Raw genomic sequence first — 15,048 nt, 5'->3', positions numbered from 1 at the left:
TCCGCGAGCCGTGGCCGCCGCCACCTACCGCTCCCGTACCGAGGCAAGCCTGCCGAGGATCTCCGGACCGAGCATGGTGACGTCGCCCGCGCCCATGGTGATCACGACGTCGCCCGGATCCGCCAGCCGGGCGACGACCTCCGGCAGCTGCTCGAACGACGGCTCGAACCGCACCTGCTCGGCGGGCAGCGGCACCTGGGAGACGACGAGGCTGCCGGTGACACCGGGCTCCGGCTCCTCCCTGGCGCCGTAGACGTCCAGGACCACCACCTGGTCGGCCAGGGCGAGCGCCGTCCCGAACTCGGCGGCGAACGTCTTGGTCCGCGAGTACAGGTGCGGTTGGAAGACCACGATCAACCTGTGCTCTCCCGCCACGGGCCGGGCCGCTCGCAGCTGCGCCTCGACCTCCGTCGGGTGATGCGCGTAGTCGTCGTAGACCCGGACTCCTCCCGCCTCGCCCTTGAGCTCGAACCGGCGGCGCACGCCTCGGAAACCGGCCAGCCCAGCGAGCAGCTCGTCCCGGTTCGCGCCCAGCTCCAGACCGGCCAGCAGCGCGGCGACCGCGTTGCCCGCCATGTGCTCGCCGGGCACCGCGACCTTGATCTCCAGCCTCTCCGGTGCGCCCCCCGGCTCGCCGAGCAGGTCCACCGTGACATGGCCGAGCAGCTCGGCGGGCGCGTAGCCGACGATCCGGGCGTCGCCGGGTGCCTCGACGTCTCGGCCGTACCGCCGGACCCGGATGCCCTGTGCCTCGGCATACCCGGCCAGCGCCGCCGAGCCGGGATCGTCGACGCCGATGATCATCACACCGTCGGGCCGGACGCGGGAGACGAACGACTCGAACACCTCGGTGTAGGCCTCGGCCGTGCCGTGGTGATCCAGGTGGTCCGGCTCCACGTTGGTCACCACCGCGACGTCGGGGGTGAAGAACAGGAAGGAGCCGTCGCTCTCGTCGGCCTCGGCGACGAACACGTCACCCGTGCCGTGATGGGCGTTGGAGCCGGACTCGTTGAGGTCGCCGCCGATGGCGAACGACGGGTCGAGCCTGCACCGCTGGAGCGCCACCGTGAGCATCGAGGTGGTCGACGTCTTGCCGTGGGTGCCCGCGACGCACGCCACCCGGCTGCCGGTGGTCAGCTCCGCCAATGCCTCCGCCCGGCGCAGCACCGTGATGCCCCGTTCCCGCGCGGCGGCGAGCTCCGGATTGGTCGCGCGGATCGCGGTGGACACCACCACCGCCGTCGGCGGCTCGTCGAGCTGGTCGAGATGCGCCGCCTCGTGCCCGAGCGCCACCTGGGCGCCCTGGGCGCGCAGGGCGAGCACGGTCCGCGAGTCCTTGGCGTCGGACCCGCTGACCTCCGCTCCCCTGGCCAGCAGGATGCGGGCGATGCCGCTCATCCCGGCGCCGCCGATGCCGACCAGGTGCACCCGGCGCAGCACCGGCGGCAGCGCACCGTCGGTGTTCCGCAGTTCCATCGTTCCCCCCGTGTCGCCCCGGTCCTGTCGCTCAGGTGCGATCCGCTCAGCCTCGGTCATCCCCGCCATCGGCCCATCCTGCCCTGACACCCGTCTGATTCGCGTCTCGCCTCGCCAGAAGGCGCGATCACCGACCCGCCGCCCGCAGCACCATCGCGGCCAGGACGTCGGCGGCCTCCCGGTGCCCGCTGCCCGCCGTCGCGCCCGCCATCGCCGCCAGCCTGCCCTGATCGAGCACGAGCGGCAGCACGGTGTCGATCACGCGCTGCGCGGTCAGCTCGGCGTCGGGGATCAGCAGTCCGCCGCCGCCGTCGACCACCGGGACGGCGTTGAGCGCCTGCTCGCCGTTGCCGTGCGGCAGCGGGACGAACACGGCGGGCAGGCCCACGGCCGAGATCTCCGCGACCGTCATCGCGCCGGACCGGCAGAGCACCAGGTCGGCCGCGGCCAGCGCGAGGTCCATCCGCTCCAGGTAGGGCACCGCCACGTAGGGCGGGGTGCCGGGCACGGACTGCACCGCCACGGTGTTCTTCGGACCGTAGGCGTGCAGGACTCCGACGCCCGCCCTGGACAGGGCGCCCGCCGCGCCGGAGACGGCCGTGTTGAGCGTCCTGGCGCCCTGCGAGCCGCCGGAGACCAGCAGCGTCGGCGCGTCCGGGTGCAGGCCGAAGTGGGCGCGGGCCTGGGCACGCAGCGCTCGCCGATCCAGCGAGGTGATGGACTGCCGGAGCGGGATGCCGATCACCTTCGCGTCGGGCAGTCCGCTGTCGGGCACGGCGGCCGCGACCGAGGCGGCGAACCGGGCGCCGACCTTGTTCGCCAGTCCGGCACGGGCGTTGGCCTCGTGGACGACGATCGGCACTCGGCCGCGTGCGGCGAGGTAGGCGGGCAGCGACACGTAACCACCGAAGCCGACGACGACGTCGGCGCCGACCCTGGCGAGCACCGCACGGGTGTCACGCACCGCGGAACGCACCCGCAGCGGCAGCTTCAGCAGGTCGGGGCTGGGCTTCCTCGGCATCGGGACGGGCGGGATCAACTCCAGCGGGTATCCCCTGGCCGGGACGAGCCTGCTCTCCAGACCCCGTTCGGTGCCCAGGGCCACGATCCTGGCGTCGGGACGCATCCGGCGCACCGCGTCGGCCAGCGCCAGCGCGGGCTCGATGTGCCCTGCCGTGCCGCCGCCCGCGACGACGACACACAGCCCCCGGTCCGCGGGCCGGGCCGGGCCGCCCGAGGCGGCCGGGCCGCCCGCGGGAGTGAAGCGCACCGTCTCGTCCGCGCCGTGCTGATCGCTGCCGCCGGCAGGACCGGCTCCGGGTCCGACCATCGTCGAAGACCTCCTGATAAGTGGGATGCCGGGATCGACGCGACCCGGCGATCGGGGGTGGTCATGGCGCCCGCCTCGGACGACGTCGTCGGCCGGTCCGTGCGGAGGGCGCCCGACCGGCGCGGCCGCGCGCGGCCGCCTGTCCGGTCGTGCGAAGGGTGCCCGTCGGCCGTCCCGGCCGTCGGGGCTGGGTGGCGGGCCGCGCGGGCCTGCGGCGCGGCCGAGGCCGGTAGGCGTCGGGCAGCGGCAGGTGGAACCAGCGGCGCCGTCGGTTCACGCCCTGCGAACGCAGCGCGGCCACGGCCTCCGGCTCATGCCGGGCGAAGTTCGCGAGCATACCGAAGACGATCATCACGGCGATGAGACTCGTTCCGCCGGAGGACATCAGCGGGAGTTGGAGACCGGTGACCGGCAGCAGGCCGACCACGTAGCCGATGTTGACCGCGGCCTGGGCGACGAGCCAGGTGGTCAGGGTCGCGGCCACCAGCCGGTTCCACGGGTCGGTGTTGCGGGCGGCGATGCGCAGACCGACGTAGGCCAGCGTCGCGAACAGCCCGATGACCAGGGCGCAGCCGACCAGGCCGAGTTCTTCGCCGACGACGGCGAAGATGAAGTCGTTGTGCACGTTGGGCAGATAGCTGAACTTCGCGCTGCCCTGGCCGAGCCCCTTGCCGAGCATCCCGCCGTCCGCCAGCGCGAACAGTGCCTGGCGCGCGTGATAGCCGGTGTTGAGCGGGTCGCCCGCCGGATCGAAGAAGGACAGCATCCTGTCCAGCCGGTAGGGCGCCGACAGTGCGAGCACCAGCGCGCCGGTGACGCCCGCGAGCACGATCACGGCGAAGAGGCGCAGCGGAGCCCCGGCGAACCACAGCAGCGCCAGCATCACGATGCCGACGGTGATCGTGCTGCCGAGGTCCGGCTGCATCATGATCAGGGTGAAGATCAACAGCGCGACCGGGATCACCGGGACCAGCAGGTGCCGCCACTGGCTCAACAGCGCCCGCTTGACCACCAGGACGTGCGCGCCCCAGAGAGCGAAGGCGACCTTGGCGACCTCGACAGGCTGGAAGGACGGCAGCGGCCCCAGCCGGAACCAGCTGCGCGCTCCGCCAGCCTCGTGCCCGACGACCAGCACCAGGGCCAGCAGGAGCAGGCAGACCGCCAGCATCAGCGGGCTGAGTCTGCGGAACGTCTTGGGCGGGATGCGCAGCACCACGAGGAAGAGGACCAGGCCCACCCCGCAGTAGAGCAGCTGCCGGTAGAAGATCGCGTACGACGACCCGTACTGGTCCATCGAGTCCACCGCCGAGGCGGACAGCACCATCACCAGGCCGAACACGGTCAGCAGGCCGAACACGGCGAGCACGAGGTGGAACGACGTGAGCGGGCGGGCCAGCCACGCGGTCAGGACTCCGCGCAGCAGTGCGAAACCGCTGAGCCGATCGGACTTGGCCCCCGGTGTCGCCCTGGCGCGTGAGTTCTTCGTCGCCGCGTCTCGTGTCAGACCGAGCCACCCCGTTCGACAACGTCGTCGGAGCCGGTGTCGGCTCCGCTGCCCGGGCGGCCGGCGCCGGTGTCGTCGCCGCCGAGCCGCTCAGCCCCGATGCGGTCGGAGTCGGCGCGTTCGGTCCCGGCGGGGCGGGCGACGGGACGGGTGTCACGCTCAGGGGCGCCGCCATCGCCCTCGGCGGACTCCTCGGCCACGCCCTCGGCGGCCTGCCGATCCAGTACCGCCGCCGCGAAGGAATCACCCCGATGGGCGTAGTCGGTGAACATGTCCATCGACGCTGCGGCGGGAGCCAACAGCACGGTCTCACCCGGACGAGCTACCTGGCTCGCGATGTCCACCGCCTCCCGCATGGCCTTATCGTCACCCGTGGCGACCTCGTAGACCGGGACATCCGGTGCGTGTCGCGCCAGGGCGGCGGCGATGAGGGCCCGGTCGGCGCCGAAGAGGACGGCGGCGGCGAGCCGATCGCCGGTCTCGGCCACCAGGTCGTCGACCGAGGCGCCCTTGAGCAGCCCGCCCGCGAGCCAGACGACCCTGGCGTGTCCGCGCAGCGACGCGGCGGCGGCATGCGGATTCGTGGCCTTGGAGTCGTCGACGTACACGATCCCGTCGTGCTCGGCGACGACCACCGCTCGGTGCGCGCCCGGCCGGAAGTCCCGCAACCCCGCCTCGACCGACTCCGGCGCGACGCCGTAGGACCTGGTCAACGCGGCCGCCGCCAGGGCGTCGACGATTCCGGTCGGTCCGACTGGTCGGATCAGTTCGGCGTCGATCAGCGACACCGCGTCACCGTCCGGTCCGAAGACCCGGTCCACCAGCACGCCCGCCGAGACGCCGAACTGCCCCTCGGCGGGCTCGGCGGCCGTCACCCCGATCCGACGATCGGCGGGCGACGCAGCCAGCAGCGCGGCGGCGGGCTCGTCGTCGACGCCCGCGACGGCGACCGGCCCGAGCAGGGCCCGTGCCTTGGCCGCCCCGTAGGCCGCGGCGGAGCCGTGCCAGTCCAGATGGTCCTCGGCGACGTTGAGCACCAGCCCGGCGGCGGGCCGTACGGAGGACGACCAGTGAAGCTGGAAGCTCGACAGCTCCACCGCGAGCACCCGGTGGCCGGACAGGACGGCGTCGACGACGGGCAGCCCGACGTTGCCGCAGGCGACCGCGTCGAGGCCGGCGGCGAGCAGGATCGACTCCACCATGCTCACCGTCGTGGTCTTGCCGTTGGTCCCGGTGACGACCAGCCAGTCCGCGGGCCCGTCCGGCCGCGCCTGGTCGAGTCGCCAGGCCAGCTCCACCTCGCCGATCACCTCGACGCCCGCGTCGGCGGCGGCGACCAGCAGCGGTGCGGTGGGCCGCCATCCGGGGCTCGTGACCACGAGGTCGATTCCCGGGGGCACGACGTCGACGCCGACCAGCCCGGTGACCGCAGGCAGGTTCATCGATTCGATCCGGGCAGGCGAGCCGTCCACGACCGACACCGTCGCGCCCTGCGCGAGCAGTGCCCTGGCGGCCGAGACACCCGACACGCCGGCGCCCGCCACGAGCACCGAGAGCCCGGCGAAGGGTGAGCCGTCCACCGTCATCTCCTCCTGCTGATCACGTCATATCCCGTCTCGTTCCGCCGTGCCGAACCCCGCGGCGAGCTCACGGGAGCGCCGAGGCGTCGGTGCCCGGCCGTCCCGGCGGGCTCGGGCCGCGCCGCCCGAACCCGATACGCGCACCGAGCCGCGCCGCGGTGTGTCCTTCGCCGCGGGCGAGCCTCGCCGTGCCCGCCGTCACCGCTCATGCGGCGTTCTTCGTCCCTCGCCTTCGCGGAGCGAGGCGGCTGATCCCGGGCCTGTCGGCATGCCGTGTCCGCCGCCGTCCGCCGAGGGCCGCCTGCCCGTCGGCCGTCCGCTGCCGCGATTCTCCACGGTGGACGACCGACGGTGCCGCCGAGGTGAGCTACGGCGTCAGACCGGACGCGCCCGCCCAGTCGCTGTAGAAGATGCCCAGACCCAGCAGACAGGTGACACCGGACAGCAGCCAGAACCGGATGATGACCGTGGTCTCCGCCCAGCCGCCCAGTTCGAAGTGATGGTGGAACGGTGCCATGCGGAACATTCGTCTGCGTGTCGTCCGGAAGACGACGACCTGAAGGCTCACCGACAGCGCCTCGACCACGAACAGGCCGCCCAGGATCACCATGAGCAGCTCGGTCCGGCTGGTGATGGACAGGCCCGCGAGCAGACCGCCGAGGGCGAGCGAGCCGGTGTCGCCCATGAAGATCTTCGCGGGTGCCGCGTTCCACCAGAGGAAGCCGATACAGCCCGCCATCGCGGCGGCCGCGATGATCGCCAGGTCCAACGGGTCACGGACGTCGTAACAACCGGGAGTGGGCCGGATTCCGCAGTCGTAGCGGAACTGCCAGAAGGTGATCAGCACGTAGCTGGCCAGAACCATGGCCGCGCTGCCGCCCGCGAGCCCGTCCAGGCCGTCGGTCAGGTTCACCGCGTTCGACCAGGCCATGATCGCGATGTTGCAGAAGACCACGAAACCGACGACGCCGAACGAGACCACCGCGATGTCGCGCATGAACGACAGGTGCACGGAGGCAGGCGTGAGTCCCCGGTCGTTGGCGAATCGCAGGGCCAGGATGGCGAAGATCACGGCGGCCAGGAACTGCCCGACGAGCTTCGCCGTCTTGTTCAGGCCGAGGTTGCGCTGCTTGCGGATCTTGAGGAAGTCGTCGAGGAATCCGACGATGCCCAGCACCGTGGTGAGCATCAGGACCAGCAGTCCGGAGGCCGTGGGCCCGTCGCCGACGGTCAGGTGCGTGGCGAGGTAACCCGCCCAGATCGCCAGCAGGATCGCCACGCCGCCCATGGTCGGCGTGCCGCGCTTGCCCTGGTGGCTCTGCGGTCCCTCCTCCCGAATCTCCTGGCCGAAGCCCTGCCGAGAGAACACTCGGATCAGGTATGGGGTGAGCAGGATCGATACCGCAAGCGCGACCATGGCCGCGATGAGGATCGGTCTCACGAAGTGCCTCCGTTCGATGCCCGTGACTCGTCGAGGATCGCGTCGGCCACTCGCCAGAGTTCGGCGACCTTCGACGCCTTGACCAGCACGACGTCACCGGGCTGCAGCTGATCGCCCAACAGATCGACGGCGCCTGCCACGTCAGGCACCAGTACCGCTTCGTTCCCCCAAGAGCCTTCCAGGACCGCGCCCTGATACATCGGGCGGGCCTGCTCCCCCACGACCACCAGCCTGCTGATGTTCAACCGGACCGCCAGCCTGCCGATCTCGTCGTGTGCGGCGACGCCGTCGGGCCCCAGCTCGCCCATCACCCCGAGCACCGCCCAGCTTCGGCGCGGCTCCCCCTCGGTGTCCCGTGCCATCGACGCGAGGGTCCGCAGCGCGGCCCGCACCGATTCGGGATTGGCGTTGTACGAGTCGTTGACCACCACGACGCCGTCGGACCGCTCGGTGACCTCCATCCGTCGCGCCGATCGCCGCCGGGCGGTGGACAGCCGCTCGGCGACCTCCGCGACGGACGCCCCCAGTTCCAGGGCGATCGCGGCGGCGGCGAGCGCGTTGTCCACCTGGTGGGCGCCGTGCAGCTCCATGCTGACCGGCGCCTCGCCCTGCGGAGTGACGAGCCGGAAGCTCGGCCGCGCCGTCTGATCGAGGGTCACGTCGACCGCTCGCACGTCGGCGTCCTTGCCGTGTCCGAAGAAGATGATCTTGGCAGAGGTGCGCTCCGCCATCGCGGCCACCCTCGGGTCGTCTCTGTTGAGGATCGCCACGCCGCCGTCGGCCTCGGCGGGGAGCGCCGCGGGCAGCTCACCCTTGGTGCGGGCCACCGCCTCCTGCGAGCCGAACTCCCCGAGATGCGCGGTGCCGACGTTGAGGACGGCGCCGATGCGCGGCGGGGCGATCGAGCACAGCTCGGCGATGTGGCCGGGGCCGCGCGCCGACAGCTCCAACGCCAGATGCCGGGTGTGCTCGTCGGCCCGCAGCACGGTCCAGGGATGCCCCAACTCGTTGTTGAAGGAGCCGGGCGGCGCCACGGTCTCGCCCATCGGCTCCAACAGCTGTGCGATCAGATCCTTCGTCGAGGTCTTCCCGGACGAGCCCGTGACCCCGACGACGGTCAACCCGGCCCGGCTCAGTCGGGACGCCACCTCACGCGCCACGGCGGCCAGCGCGGCCAGCACCGACGCCCCGGCACCGCTCGCGTCACCCAGCAGGGCCACCGGAGTGCCCGGTCGATCCGACTCCGTGACGGGCGGGACGATCACCGCCGGGGCGTCCACCGCACGGGCCGCCAGAACGCCTGCGGCGCCTGCCGCGACGGCCTGAGCGGCGAAGTCGTGTCCGTCGACCCGCTCGCCGGGCAGCGCGACGAACAGGCCGCCCTCGGTCAGCTTCCGTGTGTCGAACTCCACCGTCGAGGTGATCGTCTCCGACCCGTCGGCCCGGTGCAGCCTGCCGCCGACGACCTCGGCGATCTCGCCCAGCGTGAGTCTGATCAACGGTTCTCCTCGGTCTCACGGGCCCGGACGGCCTCGGCGAGCACATCGCGATCGGAGAAGGGCAGCACGATCTCGCCCACGTGCTGCCCGGTCTCATGCCCCTTGCCCGCGACCACCAGGATGTCGCCGGGCCTGGCCCTGGCCACCGCCTCGGTGATCGCCGCACGACGATCGCCGATCTCGACGATCTCGCCGCGCTGGGCCCTCGGGACGGCCAGGGCGCCCGTCAGCATCGCCGAGCGGATCGAGGTCGGGTCCTCGCCCCGCGGATTGTCGTCCGTGACGACGAGGAGATCGGCGCGACGGGCGGCCTCCTCACCCATCGCAGGCCGCTTGCCCGTATCGCGTTCACCGCCGCAGCCCAGTACCACCAGCACGCGGCCCTCGGTCTGGGCGCGCGCGGCGTCCAGCACGGCGGCCACGGCGCCGGGCTTGTGCGAGTAGTCGACCATCGCGACGAACGGCTGGCCCTCCACGACCCGTTCCATCCGACCCGGCACGTCCACGGCGGACAGGCCTGCGGCGATGGCGTCGGCCGGGATGCCGTCGGCGTGCAGACACGCGGCGGCCAGCAGCGCGTTGGCGATGTTGAACGGTCCGGGCAGCCGAATCCGGAGGTCGAGGCGCACGCCGTCCGGGCCGAGCGCGACGAAGGTCTGCTCCCCGGTGGGCAGAGCGCGCGCGTCACGGACGGACCAGGATGCCTCGGCGTCCGCTCCGGTGGCGACGGTGATCGTGTCCGGGGTGACCAGCCGGGCGCCCCAGCCACCGTCGACGCAGACCACCTCGTGCCTGGCGCGGCCGTCGAACAGCCGAGCCTTGGCCGCGAAGTAGTCCTCGAGATCACGGTGGAAGTCCAGGTGATCCTGAGAGAGGTTCGTGAACCCGCCGACGGCGAACTCGGTGCCGCCCACCCGCCCCAGCGACAGCGCGTGGCTGGAGACCTCCATCGAGACGTGTCCGACACCGCGCTCGACCATCAGCGCGAACAGCGCTTGGAGGTCCGGCGCCTCGGGAGTGGTGAAGGCGCTGTTCAGACGCTCGCCCGCCACCCGAGTCTCGACGGTGCCCACCAGTCCGGTCGACACGCCCGCCGCCCGCAGACCGCCGTCGATCAGATAGCAGGTGGTGGTCTTCCCGGAGGTCCCGGTGATGCCGAGCACGCGCAGCAGCTTCGAGGGATCGCCGTAGACCCGCGCGGCCGCCGGCCCGATCGCGGCCCGAGGGTCGGGGTGCACCAGGGTCGGCAGGGCGACGCCCGCCGCGACGGCGCGTCTGCTGCCCTCCTCGTCGGTGAGCAGGGCGACGGCACCCGCCGCCGCCGCCTGATCGGCGAAGTCCGCGCCGTGCGCACGGGCACCCGGCAGGGCGGCGAACAGATCACCGGGGCGGACGTCCTGAGCACGAAGAGTGGCACCGGTGACCACTCGCGCGTCCGGCGTCAGACTGGTCTTCTCGACCTGAAGTCCGGCAGCCACGACGCTCGCGAGTTCTGCCACCGAACTGGGCGTCACGTGGGCCGGTCTCGGCGCCTTCATGACGGCTTTCGGGGAGGCGAGGGCTGACACGCGCGAAAGGCTACCGACGCGGCTCGCGACACCTGACACATGGGACCGTCCCAGCAGTCGATTCCGATGGCGTAACAGGCGAGGATCCGCCCTGGTCTCGAACACCCCCGGTGGCGGGCCGCCGGAGAGTCCACACGCGATCGGAGTTCCCCGTCGAGCCGAGGTCCACACCCGGTCATCCGGACCGAGCGCAGGTCGCCCGAGAAGATCGAGTCTCCCGGCGGCCCGGCGGCCTCAGCGCTCGGTCAGGGTCACGATCGGGCTCGGCTCCGGCGACAGCGGAATCTCATGACGCTGCGTCAGGTAGGAGGCCACCTCGCGGAAGAGGGGCGCCGCCGACGTGCCGGGCTCCGGTGCGTCCAACATCACTGCGATCACGAATCTCGGATCGTCGGCGGGGAGGATGCCCGCGAAGGTGATCCACTCGTCGACGCTGCTGTAGGCACCGGTCTCTGGGTCCGGCTGCTGGGCCGTGCCCGTCTTGCCCGCGATCTGGTATCCGGGCAGCGCGGCGCCCGTCCCGGTGCCCCGCTGGCCGGGCTCGTCCTGCACGACCGCGCGCAGCATGTCCCGCACGGTCGACGCCGTCTCCGGGCTGACGACCTTCACCCCGTCCGGCGTGGGCTCCTCGGTACGGACGCCGTCCTGGTCTATCCGCGCGTCGATGATCCTCGGCGGGATGCGCACGCCGTCGTTGGCCAACGCCTGGTACATGCCCGCCATCTGCAACGCCGTCATGCTCAGGCCCTGCCCGATGGGCAGGTTGCCGAACGTGCTGCCGGACCAGTTCTCCCTGGCCGGGACCTGACCCGCGCTCTCGCCGGGGAGGCCGACGTCGGTGCGGCGCCCCACCCCGAACCGGCCGAGCATCTCCATGAACCGGTCCTCGCCGACCTCGTCGGAGATCATCAGGGTGCCCACGTTGGAGGAACGGGCCAGTACACCCGTCGCGGTCATCGCCTCGACCCCGTGCGGCCAGGAGTCGCGGATCACCCGGTCGGCGACCTGGATCGAGCCTGGGACCTGCAACACGTCGTCGGGTGCCAGCAGCCCGTCCTCGACGGCGGCGGCGACCGCGACGATCTTGTTCACCGAGCCGGGCTCGAAGGGATGCGAGACGGCGGGGTTGGCGAGCTGCTCAGGGGTCACCCCCGCGGTGTTGTTCGGATCGAAGGTCTTGTCGTTGACCATGGCGTGGACCTCGGCGGTCCTCGCGTCGAGCACGACCAGGCTGCCGCCCTCGGCCCCCGTCTCCTCCACGTGGCGGGTGAGCTGGTCCTGCACCACGAACTGCAGATCGGAGTCGAGGGTGAGCATCAGATCGGAACCCGGCACGGCGGGCTCGACGACGTGCGACGAACCGGGGATGACGACCCGTGACCCCTCCGCGGTGTCCGCGACGAGCAGTCCGTCCTCGCCCGCCAGCAGATCGTTGCGGGAGTTCTCCAGGCCGTGGATGCCGCGGACCAGCTTCTCGTCCGGCCGCCAGTTCGCGAAGCCGAGGATGTTCGAGGCGAGCGAGCCAGCGGGATAGCTCCGGCGGGCGCGGTACTCGCTGCCGATCTCGGGGTACGTCTGCCGAATCAGTTCGGCCTGGCTCGGCTGGACGCCGTCGACGAGATAGACGAAGGTCCGATCGCTGAGGAGGTCGTCGAGAAGCTCCTGCTCGTCGACGGCGTCGCCGAGCACCTCGACGAGATAGGCCGCCATCTCCCGCTTGTAGGCGGCCGGGTCCTCCCCCTCCTCGCGCTGCACCCGCTCGATGACGCTGGGCTGCGCGAAGAGCTGTCTGGTCTCGATGCTGATCGCCAGCGGACTGCCGTTGCGGTCCAGGATGGCGCCGCGCTCGGCGTTGACGACGGTGTCGTTGCGCCGCTGCCGCTCGGAGCCCTCGGAGATCGTGCCCGCCTGAACGACCTGCACCTCGACGAGCTTCACCGAGGTCATCAGCAGACACAGCACCAGGAAGAGCCTGCCGACGCGCAGCCGTCGATGATTGTTCTGCACGTCCGATCGGACCCGGTTTCGCGCCCGGACCTGGACCTGGCGGCGCATCCCCCTGCTCCTGGCCTCCGGCATCAGGGGGCCTCGGAGTCGTCGGCGGCCGCCTCGTCGTCGGCGGTGCCGGAATCCCCGGTGCCGGAGTGCTCAGCGCCGGGATCCTCGGCGGAGTCGGCCTCCTCGCCCACCGGCGGCACCAGGCCCGCCTGCCGCTCGGGGTCGCCGCCGCCCGATTCCGGCGCCGCGCCCGAGGCCGGGTCCGGATCGTCGGTGTCGGCCTCGGCGGGCCACGGCTCACCGACCAGTTCGACCGACCCGTCCGGCGACACCAGCAGTCGTGCCGGGTCCGCCACGGGGACCATGCCCAGTTCGGCCGCCTTCTCCGCCAGTGTTCCCGGCGCCTCCAGCTCCGCCACCTGCTGCCGCAGCAGCTCGGTGTCCTCGGTCAACGCGGCGACCTCGGCATGCAGGTCGCTGAGCTCGTAGGAATCCGAGGCCGCCGAGGTGGAGAGCCAGAGCGTGCCGATCAGACCCGCGCTGAGCAACGCCATCACCAGCAGCACGAACGGCGCCCTCGGCGCGGAGCCGGGGCGTCTCCGAGGCAGCACGGCCGAGAGGCGTCGACGACGTCCCCGGCGGGCCGTCTGGATGCTGGTCGCCGTCCTGCTGCGACCGGCGCGGCCGGGGGTCCGCATTCCCGTGGTCATCCCGACGCCTCCTTGATCCGCTCGGCGGCACGCAGCCGCACGGAGGCGGCCCTCGGGTTGACCGCCACCTCCTCCTCGCTCGCCTGTTCTCCTCGCCGTACCAGCAGCCGCAGCTCCGGCCCGTGTCCGGGAAGTTCGACGGGCAGCCCTTCCGGGCTGGTGGACCGCGCGCGACCGACCAGCGCCTGTTTGACGATGCGGTCCTCCAGCGAGTGGTACGAGAGCACCACCACCCGCCCGCCCAGCCGCAGCGCGTCGACCGCGGCGGGGATCGCCCGGCCCAGCACGTCGAGTTCGGTGTTCACCTCGATGCGCAACGCCTGGAAGGTCCGCTTCGCGGGATGGCCGCCGGTACGCCGTGTCGCGGCGGGCACCGAGTCGTAGATCAGCTCCACGAGCCTGCCGCTGGTGACGAACGGCTCCTTGGCACGTTCGCGGACGACGGCGGCGGCGATCCGAGAGGCGAACCGCTCCTCGCCGTAGACGCGCAGCACTCTGGTCAGTTCGCGAGCGGGGTACTCGTTGAGCACGTCGGCGGCGGTCGGCCCGCTCTCCGGGTTCATCCGCATGTCCAGCGGGGAGTCCTGGGCGTAGGCGAAGCCGCGTCCCGCCTCGTCGAGCTGCATCGAGGAGACGCCCAGGTCGAACAGGACTCCGTCGACACGCGAGATGCCCAGTCCGGCCAACGCCTCCGGCAGCTCGTCGTAGACGGCAGGCACGAGTCTCGCCCGATCACCGAAGCCGGCCAGCCGCTCGCCCGCCAGCCGCAGCGCGTGCGGATCGCGGTCGATGCCGACGACGGTGAGCTTCGGACAGGCGGTCAGGAATGCCTCGGTGTGCCCGCCGAGTCCCAGCGTGGCGTCGACGAGCACCGGCCGATCGCCGGTCAGCGCGGGTCTGAGCAGTTCCCACGTCCGGTCCAGCAGGACCGGCACGTGTCGGGCCCGGCCGTTCGCCCTCGACGGCGTGTTCTTCTCTGTCATGGTGGCCCCCTCCCACGGTGGTGCGACTGCGAACTGTGCTGAATTGTCGCGTGATCACCAGGGCGGATACCGTCAGGTCCCCGCCCGCCCGTCTGCCCTGACACCGGGGAAGGTGTGCCAGGACCGTGGACCGAGCGGACCGAGGCCTCACAGCATCCGAACCGCGCTCACCGCCTTCTCGGCGGGGAACGCCCGCGCCACGGGGCTCCGCCGACTCAGAAGACGCCGGGCAGCACCTCCTCACGAGCCTGTGCGTAGCCGTCCTCGTGATCCTCCAGGTAACGCTCCCACGCCGAGGCGTCCCAGATCTCCAGCCTGCTGATCGCGCCGATGACAACGCAGTCCTTGGTGAGACCCGCGTAGCGCCGCAGGTCCGAGGTGATCGAGATCCGGCCCTGCCCGTCGGGCCGCTGCTCGTCGGTGCCCGCGAACAGGTACCGCTGATACGCCCGCACCGACTCGTTGGTGAACGGTGCCTGCGCGACCTTGTGGGCCATCTCCTCGAACACCGCGCGGGGGAAGACGAAGAGGCAGTGATCCTGTCCCTTGGTGATCATCAACCCCCCTGCCAGCGCGTCGCGAAATCGGGCAGGAAGCGTCAGCCTGCCTTTGTCGTCGAGTCGAGGAGTGTGCGTGCCGAGGAACATCGCGCGTCACCTCCCCCACCGATCCGACGGGATCGGCGACGGGGCCCCCGTCTGCCCCACCGGCGGCCACATTACCCCACCGCGCACCACAGTCAACGCGAAACGAGCAGGCCAGGGCGCCGCCGCGCGGACGTTTCGACTGTTGAGAGACGTGCGCTCCGAGGTGGGGCGCGGTGGGGCCTGCGGAGCCCCCCGGCGAAAGCGCGCCCGGGAACCACCCGATCGCGCGAGAAGCAGGCCGCATCATCCGGGCCCGATCGGAGTATCCGCCGGGGCCCGCCCGGCGGAGGAGGTCGCGCGGTGGGCGGTGGT

The 15,048-nt window shown here is 72.0% G+C and carries 11 protein-coding genes; all 11 read right to left on the bottom strand.

Going from position 1 to position 15,048, the window contains the following annotated elements; translation table 11 throughout:
• Nucleotides 1-24: 24 nt before the first annotated feature.
• A complete protein-coding gene (gene murC / locus AHOG_RS09060; protein WP_093944303.1) occupies nucleotides 25-1,476 on the bottom strand; it encodes a UDP-N-acetylmuramate--L-alanine ligase in 1,452 nt (483 codons plus the stop codon).
• 127 nt (nucleotides 1,477-1,603) lie between these two features.
• A complete protein-coding gene (murG, locus tag AHOG_RS09055; RefSeq protein WP_093940948.1) occupies nucleotides 1,604-2,806 on the bottom strand; it encodes an undecaprenyldiphospho-muramoylpentapeptide beta-N-acetylglucosaminyltransferase in 1,203 nt (400 codons plus the stop codon).
• Between the two features lie 61 nt (nucleotides 2,807-2,867).
• Nucleotides 2,868-4,310 (bottom strand): putative lipid II flippase FtsW, encoded by a 1,443-nt coding sequence (ftsW, locus tag AHOG_RS09050; RefSeq protein ID WP_211290625.1) that lies wholly within the window; start codon nucleotides 4,308-4,310, stop codon nucleotides 2,868-2,870.
• Nucleotides 4,307-5,896, bottom strand: a complete 1,590-nt coding sequence (gene murD, locus AHOG_RS09045; RefSeq protein WP_093940946.1) for a UDP-N-acetylmuramoyl-L-alanine--D-glutamate ligase — start codon at nucleotides 5,894-5,896, stop codon at nucleotides 4,307-4,309. The genes ftsW and murD overlap by 4 nt, the downstream gene beginning before the upstream one ends.
• Nucleotides 5,897-6,257: 361 nt before the next feature.
• The gene (mraY, locus tag AHOG_RS09040) at nucleotides 6,258-7,307 is read right to left on the bottom strand and encodes a phospho-N-acetylmuramoyl-pentapeptide-transferase (protein WP_221438486.1); all 1,050 of its coding nucleotides are present in this window, start codon (nucleotides 7,305-7,307) and stop codon (nucleotides 6,258-6,260) included.
• A gap of 20 nt (nucleotides 7,308-7,327) precedes the next feature.
• Nucleotides 7,328-8,830, bottom strand: a complete 1,503-nt coding sequence (locus tag AHOG_RS09035; RefSeq protein ID WP_093940944.1) for a UDP-N-acetylmuramoyl-tripeptide--D-alanyl-D-alanine ligase — start codon at nucleotides 8,828-8,830, stop codon at nucleotides 7,328-7,330.
• Complete coding sequence (locus AHOG_RS09030; protein WP_093940943.1) at nucleotides 8,827-10,368, bottom strand: UDP-N-acetylmuramoyl-L-alanyl-D-glutamate--2,6-diaminopimelate ligase; 1,542 nt, start codon at nucleotides 10,366-10,368, stop codon at nucleotides 8,827-8,829. Before AHOG_RS09030 ends, AHOG_RS09035 begins: the two co-directional genes overlap by 4 nt.
• Nucleotides 10,369-10,632: 264 nt before the next feature.
• Complete coding sequence (locus tag AHOG_RS09025) at nucleotides 10,633-12,453, bottom strand: peptidoglycan D,D-transpeptidase FtsI family protein (protein ID WP_245856658.1); 1,821 nt, start codon at nucleotides 12,451-12,453, stop codon at nucleotides 10,633-10,635.
• 23 nt (nucleotides 12,454-12,476) lie between these two features.
• Nucleotides 12,477-13,106, bottom strand: a complete 630-nt coding sequence (gene ftsL / locus AHOG_RS09020) for a cell division protein FtsL (protein WP_157736726.1) — start codon at nucleotides 13,104-13,106, stop codon at nucleotides 12,477-12,479.
• Nucleotides 13,103-14,089, bottom strand: a complete 987-nt coding sequence (gene rsmH, locus AHOG_RS09015) for a 16S rRNA (cytosine(1402)-N(4))-methyltransferase RsmH (RefSeq protein ID WP_093940940.1) — start codon at nucleotides 14,087-14,089, stop codon at nucleotides 13,103-13,105. The genes ftsL and rsmH overlap by 4 nt, the downstream gene beginning before the upstream one ends.
• Nucleotides 14,090-14,304: 215 nt before the next feature.
• A complete protein-coding gene (gene mraZ / locus AHOG_RS09010) occupies nucleotides 14,305-14,736 on the bottom strand; it encodes a division/cell wall cluster transcriptional repressor MraZ (protein ID WP_093940939.1) in 432 nt (143 codons plus the stop codon).
• Nucleotides 14,737-15,048: the final 312 nt, after the last annotated feature.

This window comes from Actinoalloteichus hoggarensis (genome assembly GCF_002234535.1).
GTDB lineage: Bacteria > Actinomycetota > Actinomycetes > Mycobacteriales > Pseudonocardiaceae > Actinoalloteichus_A > Actinoalloteichus_A hoggarensis.
The sequence above is the reverse complement of the archived record's forward strand: the minus strand, read 5'-3'. Positions and strand labels throughout refer to the sequence as shown.

Excerpts from the sequence above, each read along its gene's own strand:
- murC (WP_093944303.1), bottom strand. The coding sequence starts at position 1,476 with ATGGAACTGCGGAACACCGACGGTGCGCTGCCGCCGGTGCTGCGCCGG.
- murG (WP_093940948.1), bottom strand. The coding sequence starts at position 2,806 with ATGGTCGGACCCGGAGCCGGTCCTGCCGGCGGCAGCGATCAGCACGGC.
- murD (WP_093940946.1), bottom strand. The coding sequence starts at position 5,896 with ATGACGGTGGACGGCTCACCCTTCGCCGGGCTCTCGGTGCTCGTGGCG.
- mraY (WP_221438486.1), bottom strand. The coding sequence starts at position 7,307 with ATGGTCGCGCTTGCGGTATCGATCCTGCTCACCCCATACCTGATCCGA.
- AHOG_RS09030 (WP_093940943.1), bottom strand. The coding sequence starts at position 10,368 with ATGAAGGCGCCGAGACCGGCCCACGTGACGCCCAGTTCGGTGGCAGAA.
- AHOG_RS09025 (WP_245856658.1), bottom strand. The coding sequence starts at position 12,453 with ATGCGCCGCCAGGTCCAGGTCCGGGCGCGAAACCGGGTCCGATCGGAC.
- ftsL (WP_157736726.1), bottom strand. The coding sequence starts at position 13,106 with ATGACCACGGGAATGCGGACCCCCGGCCGCGCCGGTCGCAGCAGGACG.
- rsmH (WP_093940940.1), bottom strand. The coding sequence starts at position 14,089 with ATGACAGAGAAGAACACGCCGTCGAGGGCGAACGGCCGGGCCCGACAC.
- mraZ (WP_093940939.1), bottom strand. The coding sequence starts at position 14,736 with ATGTTCCTCGGCACGCACACTCCTCGACTCGACGACAAAGGCAGGCTG.